At 64.0% G+C, this 4,365-nt stretch carries 2 protein-coding genes; both read left to right on the forward strand.

What is annotated here, in order from left to right:
• A partial coding sequence (locus ENZ74_RS23445) for a biotin/lipoyl-containing protein (RefSeq protein ID WP_127313016.1) occupies positions 1–683 on the forward strand: 683 nt, incomplete at its 5' end.
• Positions 684–790: 107 nt separating this feature from the next.
• Positions 791–4,318, forward strand: a complete 3,528-nt coding sequence (gene dnaE / locus ENZ74_RS23450) for a DNA polymerase III subunit alpha (RefSeq protein WP_127313017.1) — start codon at positions 791–793, stop codon at positions 4,316–4,318.
• Positions 4,319–4,365: the final 47 nt, after the last annotated feature.

Genomic DNA, 4,365 nt, shown 5'->3' on the forward strand with positions numbered 1-4,365 from the left:
CTTTCATATCGGAGGAATATCCCGACGGTTTCGCGCCGGTCGTGCCGAACGACGACGAGAAAGCGGTGCTGGCGTCGATCGCGACCGCAGTGGAACTGCTGCGACGTGATCGGCTTGACCGGCTGGGCGGGCGCCTGGCGCCGCATTCGGGAGCGCTGAAGCGCGACTGGGTCGTGAAGATCGATGATGACTATCTGTCGGCGTCCATCATCGAGGGCATGATTTCCATTCCGATGGAAGTCGATCTGTCGATCGCGGGCGGCAAGGCGCTGACCGTTGCATCCGGCTGGCGGCCGGGCGATCTGGTCTGGCGCGGTACGGTCGGCAAGCGCAAGGTTACGGCTCAGGTCAGGCCGGTCGCCAATGGCTTTCGCATCGCCTGGAAAGGCATGTCGGTGACCGCGCGCGCCATGCTGCCGCGCACCGCCGAACTGGAAAGGCTGATGCCCGAAAAGGTGGCGCCGGACACGTCGAAGCTGCTGCTTTGCCCGATGCCTGGCCTTGTCGTGTCGATTGCCGTTGCCGAAGGCCAGGAGGTCAAGGCAGGCGAGACATTGGCGGTGGTCGAAGCGATGAAGATGGAAAACGTGCTGCGTGCCGAACGCGACCTTGTCGTCTCCAAACTCAACGCCAAGCCTGGCGACAGCCTGGCTGTCGACGCTGTGATCATGGAGTTTGCTTAGGGCTAGCCGGGCAGGCAGCCTGTGATCAGCAGTGGTTTGTGCTGGACTGGCATCGCGCGGTCCCGGACAATACATCTCCATCGACTCAAGGACCTTCACGCAGCACCATGGCCGACGAAAAACTCCCCCGCGATCCCTTGAAGCGAGAAGCGGCGATTGCTGCGGCGCGGCCGGAGGCCCCGGCGCGGCCCTTCGTCCATTTGCTCGTGCATTCGGCCTATTCGCTGCTGGAAGGCGCCTTGCAGATCGGCAAGGTGGTGGCTCATGCGGTCAAGGACGAAGCCCCGGCCATCGCCGTTACCGACACCAACAACCTGTTTGGCGCGCTCGAATTCGCGCAGAAGGCGGTGAAGGACGGCATCCAGCCGATCATCGGCTGCCAGACGGCGCTCGCCTTTTCCGGCGAAAACAGCGATGGCCAGCGCGACCGCCGACGGCAAGGTCCCGATATGCGGCCGGTCGTTCTGCTTGCCGCGACCGAGGCGGGCTATTCCAATCTGGTCAGGCTGGTCAGCCGCGTCTACCTCGAAACGCCGCCGGGCGAAGCCGTGCACCTGACCACGGAAATGATGGAAGGCTATTGTGACGGGTTGATCTGCCTCAGCGGCGGACCGCGCGGACCGATCGGCACCGCGCTCAAGGAAGATCGCCGCGATCTGGCCGAAGCCCGGCTTCTGACTCTCAAGGAGATGTTCGGCGACCGGCTCTATGTCGAGCTTGATCGGGTTTCCGGTTATGATCGCGTGATCGAAAAATCCTCGATCGATCTGGCCTATGCCCATGAACTGCCGCTGGTCGCCACCAACGAGGCGTTCTTTTCCTCTCGCGACGACTATGACGCACATGACGCGCTGATTGCCATTGCCGAGGGATCGGTCGTTGCCGCCGACAACCGCCGCCGGCTGTCGCCCGACAATTTCCTGCGCAGCCAGGCCGATATGGCAAGGCTCTTTGCCGACCTGCCGGAGGCGATCGACAACACTGTCGAGATCGCGCTGCGCTGCTCCTATTACCCGAAGAACCGCAATCCGATCCTGCCGCGCTTCACCGGCGGCGATGTCGCCGACAATGACGCCGCCGTGCAGGCGGAAGCCGACGAACTGGCCCGCCAGGCCCATGAGGGGCTCGACGCGCGCCTTGCCATGCATGGCCCGACCGCGGGCTATACGGTCGAGCAATACCGCGAGCGGTTGAACTTCGAGCTTGGCATCATCACCAAGATGAAGTTTCCCGGCTACTTCCTGATCGTTGCCGACTTCATCAAATGGGCCAAGGCGCAAGGCATTCCGGTCGGGCCTGGCCGCGGTTCGGGCGCAGGCTCGCTGGTCGCCTATTCGACCACCATCACCGACATTGATCCGCTGCGCTTCTCGCTGCTGTTCGAGCGCTTCCTCAATCCCGACCGCGTGTCGATGCCCGACTTCGACATCGACTTCTGCCAGGATCGGCGCGAGGAGGTCATCCGCTACGTCCAGCAGAAATACGGCCGCGACCAGGTCGGCCAGATCATCACCTTCGGTACGCTGCAGGCGCGCGCCGTGCTGCGCGACGTCGGCCGCGTCCTGCAAATGCCCTATGGCCAGGTCGACAAGCTCTCCAAGATGGTGCCGCAGAACCCGGCCAATCCGGTCAAGCTCGCCGACGCCATCGCCAACGAGCCGCGCTTTGCCGAAGAGGCCGAGAGGGAGCCGATCGTTCAGACGCTGCTCGACATGGCGCAGAAGCTGGAAGGCCTCTACCGCCATGCCTCGACGCACGCCGCCGGCATCGTCATCGGCGACCGGCCGCTCTCGGAGCTGGTGCCGATGTACCGCGATCCGCGCTCGGACATGCCCGTCACCCAGTTCAACATGAAATATGTCGAGCAGGCCGGACTGGTGAAGTTCGACTTCCTCGGCCTGAAGACGCTGACCGTGCTGGAGACGGCGGTGAAGCTGATCCGCCGGCGCGGCATCGAGATCGACCTGGCAACCATCCCGCTCGACGATCCCGAGACCTACGCCATGCTGTCGCGCGGCGAAGTGGTCGGCGTGTTCCAGGTGGAAAGTGCCGGCATGCGCAAGGCGCTGATCGGCATGCGGCCCGACTGCATCGAGGACATCATCGCGCTGGTCGCACTGTATCGACCCGGCCCGATGGAAAACATCCCGACCTACAACGCCCGCAAGCATGGCGAGGAGGAGATGGCCTCGATCCATCCCAAGATCGACCATCTGGTGAAGGAGACGCAAGGCGTCATCGTCTACCAGGAACAGGTGATGCAGATCGCGCAGGAGCTGTCGGGCTACTCGCTCGGCGAAGCCGATCTGCTGCGCCGCGCCATGGGCAAGAAGATTCGCGCCGAGATGGACAAGCAGCGCGAGCGCTTCGTCTCCGGCGCGGTCGAGCGTGGCGTCGGCAAGCCGCAAGCCGACTTCATTTTCGACCTGCTGGCCAAGTTCGCTGACTATGGTTTCAACAAATCGCACGCCGCCGCCTATGCGGTGGTTTCATACCAGACCGCCTATCTCAAGGCGCATTATCCGGTCGAGTTCCTGGCGGCGTCGATGACGCTCGACATGGGCAACACCGACAAGCTCGCCGATTTCCGCCAGGACGCGCTGCGCCTCGGCATCGAGGTTCTGGCGCCGTCGGTGACATCGAGCTTTCGCCCCTTCGAGGTCGGTGAGAACCGCATCTATTATTCGCTGGCAGCGCTCAAGGGCGTCGGCGACGCGGCGGTCGAGCACATCGTTGCCCAGCGTGGCGAAAAGCCGTTCAAGAACCTCGCCGATTTCTGCGAGCGGGTCGATCCCAAGATCGTCGGCAAGCGCGTCTTCGAAAGCCTGATCATGGCCGGCGCGCTCGACTGCTTCGGCCACGACCGCGCGTCGATGATGGCGGGCGTGGAACGCATGATGGGGCTGGCGTTGCTGGCGCAGCAGAACCCGGTTTCCGGACAGCACGACATCTTCGGCGCCTCGCTCGGCGCCCAGTCGCAGGCACTCAATCTGCCGGCGACAGAGCCGTGGCTCGCCGCCGACCGGCTGCACCGTGAATTCCAGGTGGTCGGCTTTTACCTCTCGGCCCACCCGCTCGACGAGTACAAGGCGGCCCTGCAGAAGATGCGGGTGCAAACGTGGGCCGAGTTCTCGGCGGCCGTCAAACGCGGTGCCGCCGCCGGCCGCCTGGCCGGCACGGTGACATCCAAGCAGGAACGCAAGACGCGCACCGGCAACAAGATGGGCGTCATCGCCTTTTCGGATACGTCAGGCCAGTACGAAGCCGTGCTGTTTTCGGAAGGACTGGCACAGTATCGCGACCTGCTCGAGGCCGGCCGCTCCGTCGTCATCACCGTTGCGGCCGAGGACAGGCCGGAAGGCGTCAATCTGCGCATCAACTCGGTGCAGTCGCTGGAGGATGAGGCAAGTCGCATCCAGAAGGCGCTGCGTATCTTCGTGCGCAACGCCACGCCGATCAACACGCTGGCCGGCCAACTGACCGTCAGGGGCGAAGGCCAGGTCAGTTTCGTGCTGATCAAGGAAGAAGGCGAGGGTGAAATCGAGATAGAGCTGCCGAACCGCTACCGTATCTCGCCGCAGATCGCCTCGGCGATGCGCGCGGTGCCGGGCGTGGTCGAAGTGGAATTGGTGTGACCCCCGCTCTTTTCGGGGCGCGGCAATCAGCCGGGCGGTCGCTGCGG

It is taken from the genome of Mesorhizobium sp. M7A.F.Ca.CA.002.15.2.1 (assembly GCF_003998715.1).
In the GTDB taxonomy this organism is placed as follows: Bacteria; Pseudomonadota; Alphaproteobacteria; order Rhizobiales; family Rhizobiaceae; genus Mesorhizobium; species Mesorhizobium ciceri.